This is a genomic window from Trinickia sp. Y13, assembly GCF_029522115.1.
GTDB lineage: Bacteria > Pseudomonadota > Gammaproteobacteria > Burkholderiales > Burkholderiaceae > Trinickia.
In genome coordinates, this window is the sequence record NZ_JAKWFK010000005.1 from 371,507 (window position 1) to 389,856 (window position 18,350).

The following is an 18,350-nucleotide window of genomic DNA, read 5'->3' on the forward strand; positions in this document are numbered from 1 at the left end:
GCCGAGAAGAAAATGCGCGAAGCCTTTAAATCGCGCGGAACGCATCGCAAAGCGAGACACGCTCGCGCGAGCTAACAACCGCTACGAAAGCGCGCCCGACGCCGAGAAATACTCTTCGTACTCCTTATCATTGGACTCGCTGCCCGCCCGTTGCTCGCGGAACGCCACGGGCGGCATGCCGTACTGCTTGCGAAACTCGCGGCCCAGATGCGACGCGTCGGAGAAGCCGCAACTCGATGCGATATCCGCGACGCTTCTGTCGGAACTCGTCAACAACCAGGCGGCGGTGCGCAGACGCACGTGCTTGGCGAAGGTCTGCGGCGTCTTTCCCGTTTGCGCCTTGAACAGCCGCTCGAGCTGACGCGGCGAAAGATCGAGCTTGCAGGCCAGCTCCTCGAGCGGCAGCGCGCGCCCGACATGCTGCTCCATCAACAGAATCGCGCGCTTGATCTTCGGATGCGTAGCCGGTTCGAGCCCCGGCGGATGCGGTTGCGGCGCGTTGCCTTTCTGCATTTCGCCCACGAGCAAGATGCGCAGCGCCTTCTGCACCGTCGAATGCTCGAAGTGCCGCAGCAGGATGGCCGCGGCGACGTCGATCGAAGCCCGCCCGCCGGAGCACGTGATGCGCCGCCGATCGATCACGAACAGGCGGTCGGCTACGAGCATCTCGGCGTTTGCCGACGGGAAGCGCTCGATGAAATCCCAGTAGTGAAACCAGCTCACGCACACGCGGTGGCCCTCGAGCACGCCCGCTCGCATCAGCGTGAAGACGCCCGTGCAAATCCCGACTATCGTGGCGCCGCCGCTTGCGGCGCGCCGAATGAAGGCCAGCGTTTCGTCATCCGCTTGTGGCCCGGAATGCAGCAGCCCGCCCACCACGACGACGTAGTCGAACGGCTCAGCCTCGTCGAATGTCTCCCACGGCGTGATCTGAATGCCGCAACTCGCGCGCACGGGCGCGAGCGCCTTGCCGACGACGCTCCAAGCGCACCGGACGGGCTTGCTGAAATCGCTATCGTCGGCCGAAAGCCGCAGCATATCGACGAAGCCGGAAAACGCCGTCAGCGTGAAATTGGGCAGCAACACGATGCCGAAGCGGATGCGCTCTCGCGAGAGGGGTGAAACGAGCGGTGACGGATCGACGGCGTTCATGCGAATGAAGCTAATGAAGCTCATGAAGAATAGAGGGACCCAACCAGCGGCGTATGCATACAGCGTCGCCGCAGTGCACCTGCGACGCTTGTGTTTTTCCGCCGCCAATCATAGTTCAAACGCACGCAATGGCCTATTGGCTCGGCGTTTGGCGGCGGCATCCCAAGGCGATGCCGTTTTTGTTCTATCGGGGAATTTTACGCTTTGGTGTACTTGAGTCCATGCGTAGCGGCCCGAATCCGCGTAAATCGTCTCTCTCAACGATCGAGCGATCAACCGAAACGATCGAACGATCCCAACGCGAGGCAGCCCCATGAACGTAAGCGTCTTCGATCTATTCAAGATCGGCATCGGCCCGTCCAGTTCGCACACCGTCGGGCCGATGATCGCGGCGTGCGGCTTCGTCGCGCATGTCGAGGACGCCAATCTGCTCGCTTATGTGCGCCGCATCAAAGTCGAGCTTTACGGCTCGCTCGGCGCCACGGGCAAGGGACACGGCACGGACAAGGCGGTCTTGCTCGGCCTCGAGGGCAACTTGCCCGATACGATCGATCCCGACTTGATCGAGCCGCGGCTCGCGGCGATTCGATCGAGCAAGGCGCTGCAACTGCTGGGCCGCTCGGAAATCCGTTTCGAGGAAAAGGAAGATCTCTCGTTCTATCGCAAGCTGATGAGCGGCACGACGATCGTTCACCCCAACGGCATGCGGTTTCAGGCCTTCGACGAGCACGGCCAACTGTTGGTGGAAAAAGAGTATTACTCCGTCGGCGGCGGTTTCGTCGTCAATCGCGAGGGCGATCGCGTCAATGGCGTGCGAGCCGGCGCGCAAGTGCCGCATCCGTTTCGCACCGGCGCCGACTTGATGCGCGCATGTGCCGAAAGCGGATTGTCGATCGCCCAAGTCGCTTTCGAAAACGAATGCGTCACGCGCTCGCCCGCCGAGGTGCGCGAAGGACTGCTCGCCATTTGGCGCACCATGGCCGCCTGCGTGGAGCGCGGCTGCCGCACCGAAGGGGAGCTGCCCGGCCCGATGCGCGTGAAGCGCCGCGCCGCGGAGCTCGCCAAGAATCTGCGCGCGCGTTCGGAAGAGTCGCTGCGCGATCCGCTGTCCATGCTCGACTGGGTCAATCTGTATGCCATGGCCGTGAACGAGGAGAACGCCGCGGGCGGCAGGATCGTCACGGCGCCGACGAACGGCGCGGCCGGCGTCATTCCGGCAGTGCTGCACTACTACGTCAAATTCGTGCCGGGCGCGAACGAGAACGGCATCGTCGACTTCCTTTTGACGGCCGCCGCGATCGGCATCATCTACAAAGAGACGGCATCGATCTCGGGTGCGGAAGTGGGCTGCCAGGGCGAGGTGGGCGTGGCCTGTTCGATGGCCGCCGCGGCGCTTGCGGCCGTCATGGGCGGCACGCCGAGGCAAGTCGAGAATGCGGCCGAGATCGGCATGGAGCACAACCTCGGCATGACCTGCGACCCGGTGGGCGGGCTCGTGCAGATTCCCTGCATCGAGCGCAACGCGATGGGAGCGATCAAGGCGCTCAACGCCTCGCGCATGGCGCTCAAAGGCGACGGACAACATTATGTTTCGCTCGATTCGGTCATCAAAACGATGCGCGAGACGGGCGCGGACATGAAGACCAAATACAAGGAGACGTCGCGCGGCGGGTTGGCCGTGAACGTCATCGAATGCTAATCGACCCATCGGGACCACCGCTATGAGCCGCTTTTCGATATTCAGTCTGGTGCGCAACGGGTTGTCGTACCACGAGAACTGGGAGCGCCAATGGCGCAGCCCCGAACCCAAGCGCGAGTACGACGTCGTGATCGTCGGCGGAGGCGGGCACGGCCTTGCCACAGCCTACTACCTTGCCAAGGAGCACGGCGTGCGCAATATCGCCGTGCTCGAAAAAGGTTGGATCGGCGGCGGCAATACGGCGCGCAATACGACGATCATTCGCTCGAACTATCTGTGGGACGAATCGGCCGCGCTCTATGAGAAGGCGATGAAGCTTTGGGAAGGGCTGTCGCAAGACGTCAACTACAACGTCATGTTCAGCCAGCGCGGCGTGATGAATTTGGCCCATACGCTGCAGGACGTGCGCGATACGCAGCGGCGCGTGAACGCGAACCGCCTGAATGGCGTCGACGCCGAATTCCTGACGCCCGAGCAGATCAAGGAGATCGAGCCGACGATCAACCTGAACGCCCGCTATCCGGTGCTCGGCGCGTCGTTCCAACGGCGCGGCGGCGTGGCGCGGCACGATGCGGTGGCTTGGGGTTTCGCCCGCGGCGCGGACGCGCATGGCGTCGACATCATCCAAAACTGCCAGGTGACGGGCATTCGCCGACAAGGCGGCGCCGTGGTCGGCGTCGATACGGTGAAGGGCTTCATCAAGGCGAAGAAGGTGGCCGTGGTTGCCGCGGGCAACACCACCACGCTCGCCGACATGGCGGGCGTGCGCTTGCCGCTCGAGAGCCACCCGCTGCAGGCGCTCGTGTCCGAGCCGATCAAGCCCGTGGTCAATACCGTCGTGATGTCCAACGCGGTGCATGCGTATATCAGCCAATCCGACAAGGGCGATCTCGTGATCGGCGCGGGCATCGATCAATACACCGGGTTTGGGCAGCGCGGCAGCTTTCATGTCATCGAAGGCACGCTGGAGGCCATCGTCGAAATGTTCCCCGTGTTCTCGCGCGTGCGCATGAACCGGCAGTGGGGCGGCATCGTCGATGTCTCGCCCGACGCCTGCCCGATCATCAGCAAGACCGATGTCAAGGGGCTCTATTTCAACTGCGGATGGGGGACGGGCGGCTTCAAGGCGACGCCCGGATCGGGGTGGGTGTTCGCGCACACGATCGCGAACGATGCGCCGCATCCGCTGAACGCGCCGTTCTCGCTCGATCGTTTCTATACGGGCCACCTCATCGACGAGCACGGCGCTGCCGCCGTCGCGCATTGACGCACCGCTACGAAGGAGAATCACATGTTGCTGATCGAATGCCCTTGGTGCGGGCCGCGCGCCGAAAGCGAGTTTTCCTGCGGCGGCGAGGCCGATATTGCACGCCCGTTGGAGCCCGAGAAACTGAGCGATCGCGAGTGGGGCGATTACCTGTTCATGCGTAAGAATCCACGCGGCGTGCATCGCGAGCAATGGCTGCATGCGCAAGGCTGCCGGCGCTGGTTCATGGCCACTCGCGATACCGTGAGCTATGCGTTCCACGGCTATGAAACGTTCGGGGGCGCGGCAGCGCCGGGCGCGAGTGAGCCGAACGGGTCTGCGCGCAAGAACACGCAAGGGGGCAAATAACATGAGCAATCAAAAAGATCGCTTGGCGACCGGCGGCCGGGTCAACCGGGCGATTCCGCTGACGTTTACGTTCAACGGCCGGACCTATCAGGGCTATCAAGGCGATACGCTCGCCTCGGCGCTACTCGCCAACGGCGTGCGTTTCGTTGCGCGAAGCTGGAAGTATCACCGGCCGCGCGGCATCGTGACGGCCGGCGTGGAAGAGCCGAACGCGATCGTTCAACTCGAGAACGGGGCGTACACCGTGCCGAATGCGCGCGCGACCGAAGTCGAGTTGTATCAAGGGCTCGTTGCGCGCAGCGTCAATGCCGAGCCTTCCTTGGAGAACGACAAGCTCGCCATCAATCAAAAGATCGCGCGCTTCATTCCGGCAGGTTTTTACTACAAGACCTTCATGTGGCCGCGCAAGTGGTGGCCGAAGTACGAGGAGAAGATTCGCGAAGCCGCCGGCCTGGGCAAGGCACCCGATACGCCCGACGCCGATCGCTATGACAAGTGCTTCGCTCATTGCGATGTGCTCGTCGTCGGCGGCGGTCCGGCAGGGCTCGCCGCGGCCCATGCGGCAGGCAGCGCCGGCGCGCGCGTGATCCTCGTCGACGATCAGCGCGAGCTGGGCGGCTCGCTCCTTTCCTGCCGTGCGCAGATCGACGGAAAAAGCGCGGTGCAGTGGGTCGAGAAGATCGAACATGCGCTCGCTCAGATGCCCGACGTCAAAGTGCTCTCGCGCAGCACCGCGTTCGGCTATCAAGATCACAATCTCGTGACCGTCGTGCAGCGGCTGACCGATCACTTGCCCGTGTCGATGCGCAAGGGTACGCGAGAACTGGTTTGGAAGATTCGCGCCAAACGCGTGATCCTGGCCACGGGTGCGCACGAGCGGCCGCTCGTGTTCGGCAACAACGATCTGCCCGGGATCATGCTGGCGTCGGCCGTGTCGACGTATATCCATCGCTACGGCGTGCTTCCGGGACGCGAGGCGGTCGTCTTCACGAATAACGACGACGGCTATCAATGCGCGCTCGATTTGAGATCGAGCGGCGCGAAGGTCACGGTGGTGGATCCGCGTGCTCAAAGCGATGGCTCGCTGCCCGCCGCGGCGCGCCGTCACGGCGTGGTCGTGATGACGGGCGCCGTGATCAATCAAGCTGCCGGCAAGCGTCAGGTGACCTCGGTCGAAGTCGCGTCGTTCGCGGGCGGCAAAGTGGGCGGGACCGTCGCGAATTTGTCGTGCGATCTCGTGGCGATGTCGGGCGGATGGAGCCCTGTGCTGCACCTGTTCGCGCAGTCGGGCGGCAAGGCGCATTGGCATGACGAGAAAGCCTGCTTCGTGCCGGGCAAGGGCATGCAGCCCGAAGTCAGCGTGGGTGCGGCATCGGGCGAATTCGGGCTCGCGCGCGGCGTGCGCTTTGCAATCGACGCTGGTGTCGAGGCTGCGCGTGCGCTCGGTTTCAAGGGCGCCTCGCGCCCCGCGTCGCCGCAAGTGGCCGATATCAAGGAATCGAAGATGCTTCCGCTGTGGCTCGTCGGTAGCCATGAGCGCGCGTCGCGCGGGCCGAAGCAGTTCGTCGATTTTCAAAACGACGTGTCGGCGGCCGACATTCTGCTTGCCGCGCGTGAAGGCTTCGAATCGGTCGAGCACGTCAAGCGTTATACGGCGATGGGTTTCGGCACGGATCAAGGCAAGCTTGGCAACATCAACGGCATGGCGATTCTCGCCCAGGCGCTTGGCAAGACGATTCCCGAAACCGGGACGACGACGTTCCGCCCCAATTACACGCCGGTCACTTTCGGCGCGATCGCGGGCCGCGAGATCGGCGACTTCATCGATCCGATCCGCAAGACCTGCATTCATGAATGGCATGTCGAGCATGGCGCATTGTTCGAGGACGTGGGCAACTGGAAGCGCCCTTGGTACTTCCCGAAAGCCGGCGAGGATCTGCATGCCGCGGTTGCCCGCGAATGCCTCGCGGTGCGAACGAGTGTCGGCATCATGGACGCTTCGACCCTCGGCAAGATCGACGTGCAGGGTCCCGACGCGGCAAAGCTGTTGAACTGGGTGTACACGAACCCCTGGTCGAAGCTCGAAGTGGGCAAGTGCCGCTACGGCTTGATGCTCGACGAGAACGGCATGGTGTTCGACGATGGCGTAACCGCGCGCTTGGGCGAGCAACACTATCTGATGTCGACGACTTCCGGCGGCGCCGCACGCGTGCTGACCTGGCTCGAGCGTTGGGTGCAAACCGAATGGCCCGACATGAAGGTGCGTATGACGTCGGTGACCGACCACTTCGCCACGTTTGCGGTGGTTGGCCCCAACAGCCGCAAGGTGCTGCGCAAGGTATGCCGAGACGTCGATTTTTCGAACGAAGCGTTCCCGTTCATGACGTTCCGGGAGGGGAAGGTTGCCGATGTTCCCGCACGCATCATGCGCATCAGCTTCTCGGGCGAGCTCGCCTACGAGGTCAACGTGCCGGCCAACGCAGGTCGCGCGGTCTGGGAAGCGTTGATGGCGGCGGGCCAAGAGTTCGACATCACGCCTTACGGCACCGAGACGATGCACGTTCTGCGTGCCGAGAAGGGCTACATCATCGTCGGCCAAGATACCGACGGTTCGATGACGCCGTTCGACTTGGGCATGGGTGGTCTCGTGGCCAAGACGAAGGATTGCCTCGGCAAGCGTTCGCTCACGCGCTCAGATACGGCGAAGGAGGGCCGCAAACAATTGGTAGGGCTCCTAACGGACGATCCTTCGTACGTCCTGCCCGAAGGCAGCCAGATCTTGCCGCAGGGCGTCAACGGACCGGCTGCGAACCAAGTCGCCACGGAACCCGTGCCGATGCTCGGGCACGTGACGTCGAGCTACTACAGCCCGATTCTGAAGCGCTCGATCGCCATGGCCGTGGTGAAGGGCGGGCTCGGCAAGATGGGGCAGAAGGTATCGATCGATCTGAACGGCAAATCGATGGCGGCGACGATTGCGAGCCCCGTCTTCTATGACGTCGAAGGAGTGCGTCAACATGTGGAATGAAAACCGAAGCAATGCGGCGGTAGCGGATGTGCGTTCTCCGCTCGAATCGCCCCTCGTCGGCGCACAGGCGCTCCTCGATGCCAATCAGGCGCTGCAGGCGAAGGCGTTTCGCTTGCGCGAGCGGCCCTTCCTCGATCTGGCAAACCTGCGTGGCGATGCGCGCGATCGCGAGTTCGTCGCCGCCGTGGAGCGCGCGATCGGGGTTCGCCTGCCGGTCAAGCCGAACACGGTCGCTAAAGGCGCGGAGTATGACGTGCTTTGGCTCGGGCCGGACGAATGGCTCGTACGGTCGAACGAAGCGCGCACGCCCGAGCTCGAAGCGAAACTGCGCAGGGCGATGGGCACGCTGTTCGCGTCGGCCGTGGACGTCGGCAGCGGCTATACCGTGTTGGAGGCTAGCGGCGATCGCGTGCGGGATGTGATCGCCCGCGGGTGCCCGCTCGATCTGCACCCGCAGGTGCTGCAGCCGGGTCAATGCGCGCAGAGTCATTACTTCAAGGCGTCGATCATCCTGATCCCGACTGCCTACGATGCGTTCGAGCTGGTCGTGCGCCGCAGCTTTGCCGACTACTTCTGCCGCATCATGCTCGACGCGGCCGCGCCGATCGTATCGTGAAGCCGAGCGAGCCTTTCGCCGTCGACGCGGCGCTCTGGCGCGGCGCCGCCCCTCTTCCGGGGCGCGGCGGGCGCGGATGGTCCGTGTTCGTCGAGGGGCTGGAGGCGCACACGCGCGTCGGCATTCACGCGCATGAGCATGATGCGCCTCAGCCGGTCATGATCGATGCCCGGCTGGGGTATCGATGCGCGCCGGCGGAAACGGATGCCCACGAATGGATCGACTACGAGCAGTATTGCGAACGCTTGACGCGGTTCTTGGAAATGAAGCCGCATACGAGGTTGCTCGAAACGCTGGCGATGGAGCTGGCGGCGCTCTCGTTCGAGCAGTGGGGCGCACTCGATACCGTTACGCTGGTGCTGTATAAGCCGAAGATTCGGCCTGGCACGCAGCGTATCGGCATCGAGCTGGATTGGACGCGGGCGGATTACGACGCCCGCCGCCGCACCGACAGCATCAATTCGACTTCGGCTTCTGCGTAGCCTTCAACCGCCCTTGGTAGAACGGCACGCGGCGAACCACGGTTTGCACCGGCGTGCTCTCGAGACGTTGCATCCGCGCTGCGATGCTCGGCGCGACCGAGATCGAACCGATGCTCTGCTCGCGTGACGGATCGGCCAGCCCCGCGCCAACCAGCAGATGCGCCTCGAGTTTCAGATTCGTGAGGCGCGGCGGATCTTGCAGCGCGTTGCGTTGGGCCAGCAGTTGTCCCCAAGCGTTGTCGCCGTAATTGACGACGTAATAGTCTTGCCCGCTCGGATCGGCCAGCACTGCGCCGCAACCGGGCAAACGCACCTGCATGCTCGTGTCCTTCATCGCGATCGTTTTGCTGTTCGCGAGGTTGTCGCCATAAGCGAGCGTCAGCGGAATCGTCCACTGCGAGCCCGGATAAAGGTTCTTGTTCGGGAACGGCTGCTGCTTGAGCGAGACGACGGTCTGGTCGCTCGTCATGTCGCATTGCGTTTCCAGCGAGACGAGCGGCACCCCGGTTTGACGCACGAAGCTGTCGCCGATGGCGTTCATCGGCTCGCCGCCGCTGGCGCGTGACAGCTCGTCCCAGAGCCGCTTGGGCGTGCTGTTGCCGAAGGCATAGTCGGTCAAGTATTGCTGCAGGCCCTTGCGCATCACGTCCTCGCCCAGATAACCCTCGAACATCTTGAGCACCTGGCCGCCCTTGTCGTAGACGAACGGTGCGGCGTTGATGACGAAATCGTTCGACGCCCATGCGTTGAAGTTCGGCTGAATCGGGTAGGAAGTCGAGGCGAGATCGGCCGCGATGATGCGGTATTTGTTCTTGACTTCCCCCTCCCAACTGAATCGATCCGGGAAGAAGGCGACCTTCGTCTTGTTCTCGAAGAACGTCGCGAACGATTCGTTGAGCCAGACGTCGTCCCACCAATCGAGCGTGACGAGATCGCCGAACCATTGGTGCGCCGCCTCGTGCGTCAGCACGGTGACGCCATAGTTCGACATCGTCGTGCCCGGCGGGGGCAAGATGTCGTCGGCGAATTCGAGAATGGCGCCCCAGTTCTCCATGCCGCCGAAATTCAGGTCTTTTTCGGCTTTGAAGGCGTCGTTGGCGGCGATCGTGTCGAACTTCTTGAGCGGCAAGGGCACGCCCGTGTAGCGGTAGTAGAAATCGAGCGCCTGCTTCGTCTGCTGCATGGCGGGCTTGGCCCAGTCCTTCATGCCCGGCGGCGTGAAGATCCGCAAATGCAGGCCCTTGCCGTCCGACAGCGGGGTAGAGAAATCGTCCTCCAAGATGTCGAATTGGCCGCCGCCGAAGAACAATAGGTACGAGGGCATCGGCGGCGTCTTTTCGAACGTGACGCGCTTGTAGCCCTGGTCGACGTCGACTTCGTCCTTCTCGGCTGCGTTGGAGACGACACGCCAGTTTTGCGGCACGTCCGCGCTGACCTCGTAGGTTGGGCGGAACGCGGGCTCGTCCCAGCCGGGAAACCATTGCCGTGCAAGATCGGATTCGCCTTGCGTGAGTATCGCGCCGCTGGTTTTGCCGTCGGTCGCTTTCAAGTCGACGCGGAACACGCCTTCGGCGGCCGAGCATCCAGGATACGGGTCGTTGCCGCAGCTGCCGCCCGTCTTCGTGGCCGGATCGTCGTATGTCTTGAAGTTGATGATGCCCTTCCACTCCATATGCAACGAGTAGGTGCCCGGTGCGATCTGACCGCTCGCGGGGCGCAACTGATAGTAGTCGCCGTCGTCTTGCGGCGTCGCAATCAACGGAATGTTCCCCGGTTGCAACATCAGGGCGCCGTTCGTGAACGTGAGCCGGTGCGCAGCCACTACGATCGCATTGACGCTCTTGAGCACCTTGATCTCGACGTCAGCGCGCCCGTCGAATGCGTTCAACGCGGGATTGGGCCGGAACCACAGCCGGTAGTTGACGGGTGTGACGGTGTCCGGCATTTCGACCGGCGCAACGGTCTTGTCGATGCCGGGCGTCGCGGCGACCGGCGTTGCAGGGGAAGTGACGGCTGCGGGCGGCGTGGAAGGCGTCGTTGCGGCGCCTGCTCGCGTGCCCGCGGCGGACGAGCCGTCTCCTCCGCCGCAACCGGCCAACGCCAGAGCCGCGGCTAGCGAGATGCAGTGAAACTTCGTATTGAGTGGAAAGGAAAGGCGCATTTTTCAACCCTCGACTGGAAAGTGTTCATTCATTGCGATATGAATTTCTTTTTCCCCGCTATCTCGAGAAAGGCAAAGCGATACCCGCGAGCGATCGAGTCGTTCGATAGTCGTGGGCGTGCGTTGCCCAGGCTCGTTTTACGATTGAACCTAAGGTTGCATGGTTAGATAGGACTGCTAATTAAAAAATGAAACAGAACGGACCAAAAACATAAAAACGAACAGGACTGTCTTTCGGGAGTGCGCCTAGTCGCAGTGTCAAGCGACGATAAGCAAGCCATGCGAACCGTGCCTGAGCGGCGGCAGACGATGCAGAGAGATTAGGGGCGCACCGTCGCGCGTGTCAACTTCCTTTCAGATTTTTATTTCAATAACGGTTATGGTGCAGCGCACGCTACGATTATTTGTAGTGTCCTATGACGATTCGGGTGGGATGATTGAGGTAATGTATTCCGAGTACATTTTAAATATGAAAATTTGACTCGGGATGGTGATTTGTTTTTAATTTTTATTAAATGGGACGGTCTGTACGTCGTTCATTCGTGCATGAGCTGAGCATCCAGCGCGCGCGCTGCTTGCCCGGCGCGTTTGTTCGCATACATGGCGTGGTCCGCGACATCGATCAAATGCGTCACCGACGGTTCCTCCGACGTATCGTAAGGCGCGAGGCCTACGCTGAACTTCAGGTCGTATCCGCGTCGGGCCTCACCGTTGTAACACTGCACCCCTCGTTGCACGCGTTCGATGATTTGTGCCTCCGATCCCGGATCGACGCCTGTCACGAGCGCCACGAACTCATCGCCGCCCAGGCGCGCGAGCACGTCGGTCTCGCGCATCGATCGGCGTAGCACGTTGGCGAAACCGACGATTGCGCGGTCGCCTTCCGCGTGGCCGTAACCGTCATTGATCAGCTTGAACCCATTCAAATCGAAAAAGAGCAGCGATGCGCGCGATTGTGCGCGTTTGCACAACCGCAACAGGTGCAGTCCCATCGCTTCGAAGCCGCGCCGATTGTAGAGGCCAGTCAGATCGTCGGTCGCCGCCAGTTCCACGGCTTCGAGCTCGCGCTCGGCGGTTCGGCCCAGATCGCACAGCAACGCGCGCTGCGTCTGATCGAACGTGCGCGGTTTCGTATCGGCGATGCAAAATGCGCCGATTCGAAGGTCGGTGCGCAGCGTCAATGGGAAGCCTGCGTAAAAGCGAATGCACGGCGCACTCGTGACGAGCGGGTTGTCGGCGAAGCGCGGATCGGTGAGGGCGTCTTCGACGACGAACAGCGCGTCCTCGAGAATCGCGTGCCCGCAGAACGACACGTCGCGCGGGGTTTGCCGTACGGGTAGGCCCGTGCACGATTTGAACCATTGCCGGTCGGCATCGACTAGGGAAACCGCGGAAATCGGCACGTCGAACAGGGCCTTGGCTAAGCGCGTCAGGCGATCGAAGCGCTCGTCGGGCGGCGTATCGAGAACGTGCAGCGACTGCAACGCCGCGATTCGCGCGGCTTCGTTGGATGGATAAGAAGGCGTTTGCATTTCGATTCCGATTCGGGACGGGTATGGGAGCCCACTTCGACCAATGCAGGGTACGGCCAATCGTTGCAACCCGATGGACCGAATAGAACGGCGATCGGGGGCTGTTTCGGGGCATTGCCGCCGCATTCGGTGCGCGCAAGGCGTGGGAGCGGGCCGTTGCGTGGCGGGGGCGCCTGCGCGGGCCGAAGCACCCGCCTCGACATAGGGTTATCCTTGCCCTTTCGCCGCGCATTGCGGCACGCTTCGGGAGACAGTGAATGCAATACCGCAAGTTCGGCGCGACCGGGCTCAACGTGTCGCGGGTTTGCCTAGGGACGATGACGTTCGGGTTTCAGATCGACGAGGCGACGTCGATCCGCATCATGGATACGGCAGCCGATGCCGGGGTGACGTTCATCGACACGGCCGACGTTTACCCGCTCGGCGGCGGGTTATCGCGTGTGGGGCGCACCGAGGAGATCGTCGGCCGCTGGCTCAAAGGCAAGCGCGCTCGCTTCGTGCTCGCAACCAAGGCCGTTGGGGAGATGGGGCCGTCCCCGTGGGACCGGGGCGCTTCGCGCAAGCACTTGCTCGACGCCATCGACGCTTCGCTCAAGCGGCTCGACACCGACTACGTCGATCTCTATCAGCTGCACTCCGACGATCTCGATACGCCGCTCGATGAGACGCTCGAAGCGCTCGACGTCATCGTGCGCTCGGGCCGCGCACGCTACGTCGGGGTTTCGAATTTTCTGGCGTATCGCCTTGCACGGGCGCTCGGGCGCGCCGATGCGTTGCGCACGGCGCGCTTCGTTTCGGTTCAGCCCCGCTACAACCTGCTGTTTCGTCAGATCGAACGCGAGCTGCTGCCGCTTGCGCAGGAGGAAGGCTTGGCAGTCATGCCCTACAACCCGCTCGCGGGCGGGTTGTTGACCGGCAAGCACAGGCGCGAGACGCCGCCGCCCGAGGGCCGCTTCACCGTGGGCACGGCGGGAGCGCTTTATCAGGCCCGTTATTGGCATGAGCGCGAGTTCGCGACGATCGAAGCGCTCAAGCAGTTGACGGCCGACGCAGGCCTCACGCTGTCGACGGTCGCGGTCGCATGGGTTCTGGCGAACGACGTCGTGACTTCCGCCATTCTCGGCGCGAGCCGGCCGGAGCAGTTGGGCGACACGCTGGCAGCGCTGGATCTGACGCTCGCCCCGCAATTGAAGGCGAAGCTCGACGAGCTGACTCACGAATATCGGTTCGGCGACGCGACGCGCTAACAGTTGGGCGCGGTCAGCGGGAGTCGCGCCGCGCTATTGGGCGACTATTCGGTGGTGAAGTGCCGCGGCGCGTTGCGCTTGGCTTGCGTCGCGGTGGCGTCGGCGCGCGTAGGCGGGAGGTCGTCGCCGCGCAAGCGCTTGACGTCATCGACTGGGCTCAACCCGAACAAGCGCTTGAATTCCCGGCTAAATTGCGAGGCGCTTTCGTAACCGACGCGCGTCGCGGCCGCGCTGACGTTCAGTCCGTTCTGCATCATGAGCAGCCGCGCCTGATGCAGCCGCGTCGTCTTCACGTATTGCATCGGCGAAGTCTCCGTCACGGCTTTGAATTGCGCGTGAAACACGGCCGGACTCATCCCGGCTTCACGTGCGAGCGTGGGGATGTCGAGATTGTCGGCGAACCCGGTATGAATGCGTCGTAAGGCTTTTGCAATTCTGCCGAAGTGATCCTGATGGGTGAGCGCCGCGCGGATCATGTCCCCTTGCGATCCGGTCAGCACCCTATAGCAGATTTCACGCACGATCGAAGGGCCGAGTATGCGCGCGTCGTGAGGCGAAGCCAGCGACTCGAGCAATCGCAGCACCGCGTCGCTCAGCGTGCGATCGAGCGGCGTCGCGTACACGGCGCGCGGCTCGCTGTCCATGGGGCCGCGCGTATCGTTGAGCGTCATCAAGATTTCGGCGATCACGCTCAAGTCGATGCGTAACGAAATGGCCAGCATCGGCTCTTGCGGCGTCGCTTCGGTTTCGCACTCGAACGGCAGCGGCACCGACAGCACCAAATAGTGCTGCGCATCGTAGATGAATGCTTGACTGCCGAGAAAGCCGCGCTTGCGCCCCTGAGCCACGATGACGATGCTCGGCTCGTACATGACCGGCACGCGCGGAATCGATACGTTCGTTCGCATGAACTTCACGCCGTCGAGCGCCGAATAGGTATAACCCTCGCCGGGGGCGAGCGTGGCCAGCAGTTCCACCATGCGCGCTTGCGCTGGACTGACGAATGAAGAGGTCGAGGCGGGCAGGGACATGGCCGTCGAACGCACAATTTAGGAGAATCGGGCTCGAAATATAGCGCCGATTCGGCGATTTCGCTTGCCGCCGAGAGAAATAGGCAAACGTTCGATAGATTCAGGCATTCCGTAGGGGCGTGCGAGTTTCTACCATGTGCTGCTGCGATGCTTCATGTCGAAGCGCCGCATCCTTGCAGGAGTGATCAGATATGTATACGACCCACGGCTACGCCGCAAAGGATGCCGATTCTCCTCTCGCTGCGTTCGACATTCAACGCCGCGACTTGCGCGAGCATGATGTGCAAATCGAGGTGTTGTTTTGCGGCGTTTGCCACTCCGATCTACATCAAGCGCGTAACGAATGGCGCAATACCGTCTATCCCGTCGTTCCGGGTCATGAAATCGTTGGCCGCGTCACCCAGGTCGGTCCCGCCGTGACGCGTTACAAGAGCGGAGATCTCGTTGGCGTAGGGTGCCTCGTCGATTCCTGCCGTACGTGCGCAAGCTGCGCCGAGGGCCTGGAGCAATACTGCGAGAACGGCTTCGTCGGCACCTATAACGGCGTCGATCGTGTGAGCGGCGAGACCACCTACGGCGGTTATTCGACGAGCGTGGTCGTCGATGAAGCGTTCGTGCTGCGCGTGCCTGGCAACCTCGACCCCGCGGGCGCCGCGCCGCTATTGTGCGCCGGCATTACGACGTACTCGCCGCTGCGCCAATGGGGCGCGGGCCCCGGCAAGAAAGTGGGCATCGTCGGTTTGGGCGGCCTCGGCCACATGGGCGTGAAGCTCGCGCGCGCAATGGGAGCGCACGTCGTGCTGTTCACGACGTCGCCGTCGAAAATCGAAGATGCGAAGCGCCTCGGTGCTCATGAAGTCGTGATCTCGAAAGATCCGGCGCAAATGCAGGCCCACCTGAACAGCTTCGACTTCATCCTCAATACGGTGGCCGCGCAGCACGATCTCAATCCGTTCATCGCGCTGCTCAAACGCGATGCGACGATGACGCTCGTCGGCGCGCCCGAGCACGATCACCCGTCGCCACAGGTGTTCAACCTGATCTTCAAGCGCCGCCGTCTGGCGGGCTCGCTCATTGGGGGCATCGCCGAGACGCAAGAAATGCTCGATTTTTGCGGCGAGCACGGCATTACATCGGATATCGAAATGATTCCGATGCAGGCCATCAACGAAGCTTACGAAAGGATGTTGAAGAGCGATGTAAAGTACCGCTTCGTGATCGACCTCGATTCGCTGCGACAGTAGCTTAACGCCGCGTGGCGCCGCCGATGGCCGGCGGTTATACGATGCTTCGCATCCACAGAAAAAGCGCCTAGCCGAATTAAGGGCTAGGCGAAACCGCCGGTGTCCGGCGGCGGAGGTATCGGCGCGAAATCGGCTTGCCTGAAAGCAAGCCGATTTCGTTCGACGCAGCGAATATTTGTTTGCGCCGCTCAGCGTTTCTGTTCATGCGGCGCTGAGCGGTTTGTCACATTAACCGGCGATTAGATGCCGAAGAACAACGATTTGGCCCCGTCGGCCTTGGCTGGCGCACCCGCCGCCGACGATCCGGCGTGAACGCCGCCGACAGCTTGATCATTGACGTTTTGCGCGTTGACGCGCGCTTGCGCGGTTTGCGCGTCCGCCGGGTAGTACGGGTCGTTGCTGAAATTGGTGCGGCCACCGGCTTGTTGGAATTGAACCAGTTCGGCCTTGACTTGAGCGCGCGTCACAGGCGCATTGGTTTGCGCGAAAACGGCAACGGGGGCGGCAAAAGCGGCAGCGATAACGACGGAATTGATCAGCGATTTCATGGTAATTACCTCCAAAAGTTATTTATCTATCTGTTGCATCGCGTTCATTGCGTGAACCGATGACTGCAGTGTAGCTATTGGAGGTCTTAGGGTTAACGCCTATTTTGATAAATCATCATTGCAAATTCGTTCACAATCGGCGCGGGCGCGCCGGTCGGGCGGCGTGCCCGGCTGCGCGTCTTTCGCACACCCGGGGCCGCTCACCGAAGCGTTTTCGGCGAGGAGGCGCCGGCTAGTGGGATATGGTCAACGTCGCAGCGGATCGTTCGGACGACGACGCGAGCTGTCTGGCCTCGTTCGATGAAGGCCCGTGTGCGGCTTGTGCATTGCGCGCCGGTGTTCCCTGCGCCACGTAATAGGGCACGTCCGCGCGCGCCAGCGGCGCGCGGTCGCGGATCCGATCGGCGATCTTCTCGGCCAGCATGATCGTTGGCGCGTTCAGATTGCCGGTCGTGATGCGCGGCATGATCGACGCATCCACCACACGCAGGCCTTCGATGCCGTGCACACGCCCTTCGGCATCGACGACCGACATGTTGTCGTAGCCCATCGCGCACGAGCACGAGGGGTGATAGGCGGTTTCGGCTCGGCCGCGCACGAATGCATCGAGCTCCGCATCGGATTTCAGGTCGGCGCCGGGGCTGAGCTCTTTGCCGCGATAACGATCAAGCGCACGCTGCGCAATGATTTCGCGCGTGATGCGGATGCCGTCGCGGAACTCGCGCCAATCGAGCGATTCGGCCATGTAGTTGAAGAGGATGCTCGGATGCGCGCGCGGATCGCGCGAACGCAGCTTGATCCGGCCGCGGCTAGGCGAGCGCATCGACCCCATGTGCGCTTGGAAGCCGTGCATTTCGATGGCGTTGGAGCCGTTATAGTTGATCGCGATCGGCAAGAAGTGGTACTGGATGTTGGGCCAGAGGTCGTCGTCGCGTGTGCGGATGAAGCCGCCCGCTTCGAACTGATTGCTCGCGCCGATGCCCGTTCCTTTGATCAGCCATTCCAACCCGATCGCGGGCTGGTTGTACCACTTGAGCGCGGGATAGAGCGAAACCGGCTCCTTGCACTCGTACTGCATATAGATCTCGAGATGGTCCTGCAAATTGCGGCCGACCCCCGGCAGGTCCAGCACGATCGGCACGCCCGCTTCGTGCAGCCACTCGCCCGGGCCGACGCCCGAGCGCTGCAGCAATTGCGGCGAGGCGATCGCGCCTGAGCAGACGAGCACTTCGCGTCGCGCATGGGCGGTCACCGGCGTGTCGCGGTGCAGGTACGTCACCCCGTTTGCGCGTTGACCGGCGAATATGACGCGATCGGCTTGCGCATGCGTGACGATGGTCAAATTCGGCCGCTGCCGCGCTTGGTCGAGATAACCGCGCGCGGTGCTCGCCCGGCGGCCTTGCGCGGTGACGGTGCGGTCCATCGGACCGAACCCTTCCTGGCGATAGCCGTTGAGATCGTCGGTGCGTGCGTAGCCCGCCTGCACGCCGGCCTCGACCATCGCGCCGAACAGCGGGTTGTTGCCCGGCTTGCTCGTCGTGACATGCACGGGGCCATCGCCGCCGTGATAGGCGTTTGGGCCGATATCGCGCGTCTCCGCCTTCTTGAAGTAGGGCAGACAGTCCAGATAGCTCCAGTTCCCCAACCCTTCGTTTTGCGCCCAGCCGTCGTAGTCGAGCGCATTGCCGCGGATGTAGCACATGCCGTTGATGAGCGACGAGCCGCCTAGCCCTTTGCCCCGCCCGCACTCCATGCGCCGATTGTTCATGTATGGCTCGGGCTCGGTTTCGTAGGCCCAGTTATAGCGCCTGCCTTGCAGCGGATAGGCCAGTGCGGCCGGCATTTGCGTGCGGAAGTCCAGGCGATAATCGGGGCCGCCCGCTTCGAGCAGCAGCACGGTGACGTCGGCGTCTTCCGTCAATCGCGTGGCGAGCACATTGCCCGCCGACCCCGCGCCGACGATGATGTAGTCGTATTCGTTAGCACTCACGAGCG

At 62.6% G+C, this 18,350-nt stretch carries 14 protein-coding genes; 8 read left to right on the top strand and 6 right to left on the bottom strand.

Going from position 1 to position 18,350, the window contains the following annotated elements; translation table 11 throughout:
• Positions 1-81 precede the first annotated feature (81 nt).
• Entirely contained in the window at positions 82-1,152 is a 1,071-nt protein-coding gene (locus MMB74_RS12485; protein WP_277428997.1) for a GlxA family transcriptional regulator, read from the bottom strand.
• Between the two features lie 313 nt (positions 1,153-1,465).
• Here MMB74_RS12485 and MMB74_RS12490 point away from each other — a divergent pair, with 313 nt between their 5' ends.
• The 6 genes from MMB74_RS12490 to MMB74_RS12515 are packed head-to-tail and all read left to right on the top strand — an operon-like array spanning position 1,466 to position 8,592.
• Entirely contained in the window at positions 1,466-2,851 is a 1,386-nt protein-coding gene (locus MMB74_RS12490; protein ID WP_277428929.1) for an L-serine ammonia-lyase, read from the top strand.
• A gap of 22 nt (positions 2,852-2,873) precedes the next feature.
• Positions 2,874-4,118 carry a sarcosine oxidase subunit beta family protein gene (locus tag MMB74_RS12495; protein WP_277428930.1) on the top strand — a complete coding sequence of 415 codons (1,245 nt, stop codon included), beginning with the start codon at positions 2,874-2,876 and terminating at the stop codon, positions 4,116-4,118.
• 24 nt (positions 4,119-4,142) lie between these two features.
• Positions 4,143-4,466 (top strand): sarcosine oxidase subunit delta, encoded by a 324-nt coding sequence (locus MMB74_RS12500; RefSeq protein ID WP_277428931.1) that lies wholly within the window; start codon positions 4,143-4,145, stop codon positions 4,464-4,466.
• Position 4,467: 1 nt separating this feature from the next.
• Positions 4,468-7,494 (top strand): sarcosine oxidase subunit alpha family protein, encoded by a 3,027-nt coding sequence (locus MMB74_RS12505; protein ID WP_277428932.1) that lies wholly within the window; start codon positions 4,468-4,470, stop codon positions 7,492-7,494.
• Entirely contained in the window at positions 7,484-8,110 is a 627-nt protein-coding gene (locus MMB74_RS12510; RefSeq protein ID WP_277428933.1) for a sarcosine oxidase subunit gamma, read from the top strand. The genes MMB74_RS12505 and MMB74_RS12510 overlap by 11 nt, the downstream gene beginning before the upstream one ends.
• Positions 8,107-8,592, top strand: coding sequence for a dihydroneopterin aldolase (locus MMB74_RS12515; RefSeq protein WP_277428934.1), 486 nt, complete (start codon positions 8,107-8,109; stop codon positions 8,590-8,592). The genes MMB74_RS12510 and MMB74_RS12515 overlap by 4 nt, the downstream gene beginning before the upstream one ends.
• Here MMB74_RS12515 and MMB74_RS12520 read toward each other — a convergent pair.
• Positions 8,567-10,753 (bottom strand): M1 family metallopeptidase, encoded by a 2,187-nt coding sequence (locus tag MMB74_RS12520; RefSeq protein WP_277428935.1) that lies wholly within the window; start codon positions 10,751-10,753, stop codon positions 8,567-8,569. The two genes, MMB74_RS12515 and MMB74_RS12520, sit on opposite strands and share 26 nt — an antisense overlap.
• A gap of 536 nt (positions 10,754-11,289) precedes the next feature.
• Complete coding sequence (locus tag MMB74_RS12525) at positions 11,290-12,285, bottom strand: sensor domain-containing diguanylate cyclase (RefSeq protein ID WP_277428936.1); 996 nt, start codon at positions 12,283-12,285, stop codon at positions 11,290-11,292.
• Positions 12,286-12,542: 257 nt separating this feature from the next.
• Between MMB74_RS12525 and MMB74_RS12530 the strand changes: the two genes are divergently transcribed.
• Positions 12,543-13,532: an aldo/keto reductase gene (locus tag MMB74_RS12530; protein WP_277428937.1), complete on the top strand. Its 990-nt coding sequence runs from the start codon at positions 12,543-12,545 to the stop codon at positions 13,530-13,532.
• Positions 13,533-13,576: 44 nt separating this feature from the next.
• Here MMB74_RS12530 and MMB74_RS12535 read toward each other — a convergent pair whose 3' ends face one another.
• Positions 13,577-14,563 (bottom strand): AraC family transcriptional regulator, encoded by a 987-nt coding sequence (locus MMB74_RS12535; protein WP_277428938.1) that lies wholly within the window; start codon positions 14,561-14,563, stop codon positions 13,577-13,579.
• Positions 14,564-14,754: 191 nt separating this feature from the next.
• Between MMB74_RS12535 and MMB74_RS12540 the strand changes: the two genes are divergently transcribed.
• Entirely contained in the window at positions 14,755-15,807 is a 1,053-nt protein-coding gene (locus MMB74_RS12540; protein ID WP_277428939.1) for an NAD(P)-dependent alcohol dehydrogenase, read from the top strand.
• Between the two features lie 239 nt (positions 15,808-16,046).
• Here the strand turns inward: MMB74_RS12540 and MMB74_RS12545 are convergent, their stop codons facing one another.
• A complete protein-coding gene (locus tag MMB74_RS12545) occupies positions 16,047-16,355 on the bottom strand; it encodes a DUF4148 domain-containing protein (RefSeq protein ID WP_277428940.1) in 309 nt (102 codons plus the stop codon).
• A 232-nt stretch (positions 16,356-16,587) separates the two neighbouring features.
• A complete protein-coding gene (betA, locus tag MMB74_RS12550; protein WP_277428941.1) occupies positions 16,588-18,345 on the bottom strand; it encodes a choline dehydrogenase in 1,758 nt (585 codons plus the stop codon).
• Positions 18,346-18,350: the final 5 nt, after the last annotated feature.

Bases quoted from the DNA above. Each gene is read 5' to 3' on its own strand.
- MMB74_RS12510 (WP_277428933.1), top strand. From the start codon at position 7,484: ATGTGGAATGAAAACCGAAGCAATGCGGCGGTAGCGGATGTGCGTTCT.
- MMB74_RS12485 (WP_277428997.1), bottom strand. From the start codon at position 1,152: ATGAACGCCGTCGATCCGTCACCGCTCGTTTCACCCCTCTCGCGAGAG.
- MMB74_RS12500 (WP_277428931.1), top strand. From the start codon at position 4,143: ATGTTGCTGATCGAATGCCCTTGGTGCGGGCCGCGCGCCGAAAGCGAG.
- MMB74_RS12495 (WP_277428930.1), top strand. From the start codon at position 2,874: ATGAGCCGCTTTTCGATATTCAGTCTGGTGCGCAACGGGTTGTCGTAC.
- MMB74_RS12545 (WP_277428940.1), bottom strand. From the start codon at position 16,355: ATGAAATCGCTGATCAATTCCGTCGTTATCGCTGCCGCTTTTGCCGCC.
- MMB74_RS12525 (WP_277428936.1), bottom strand. From the start codon at position 12,285: ATGCAAACGCCTTCTTATCCATCCAACGAAGCCGCGCGAATCGCGGCG.
- MMB74_RS12535 (WP_277428938.1), bottom strand. From the start codon at position 14,563: ATGTCCCTGCCCGCCTCGACCTCTTCATTCGTCAGTCCAGCGCAAGCG.
- MMB74_RS12490 (WP_277428929.1), top strand. From the start codon at position 1,466: ATGAACGTAAGCGTCTTCGATCTATTCAAGATCGGCATCGGCCCGTCC.
- MMB74_RS12540 (WP_277428939.1), top strand. From the start codon at position 14,755: ATGTATACGACCCACGGCTACGCCGCAAAGGATGCCGATTCTCCTCTC.
- MMB74_RS12530 (WP_277428937.1), top strand. From the start codon at position 12,543: ATGCAATACCGCAAGTTCGGCGCGACCGGGCTCAACGTGTCGCGGGTT.
- MMB74_RS12520 (WP_277428935.1), bottom strand. From the start codon at position 10,753: ATGCGCCTTTCCTTTCCACTCAATACGAAGTTTCACTGCATCTCGCTA.
- MMB74_RS12505 (WP_277428932.1), top strand. From the start codon at position 4,468: ATGAGCAATCAAAAAGATCGCTTGGCGACCGGCGGCCGGGTCAACCGG.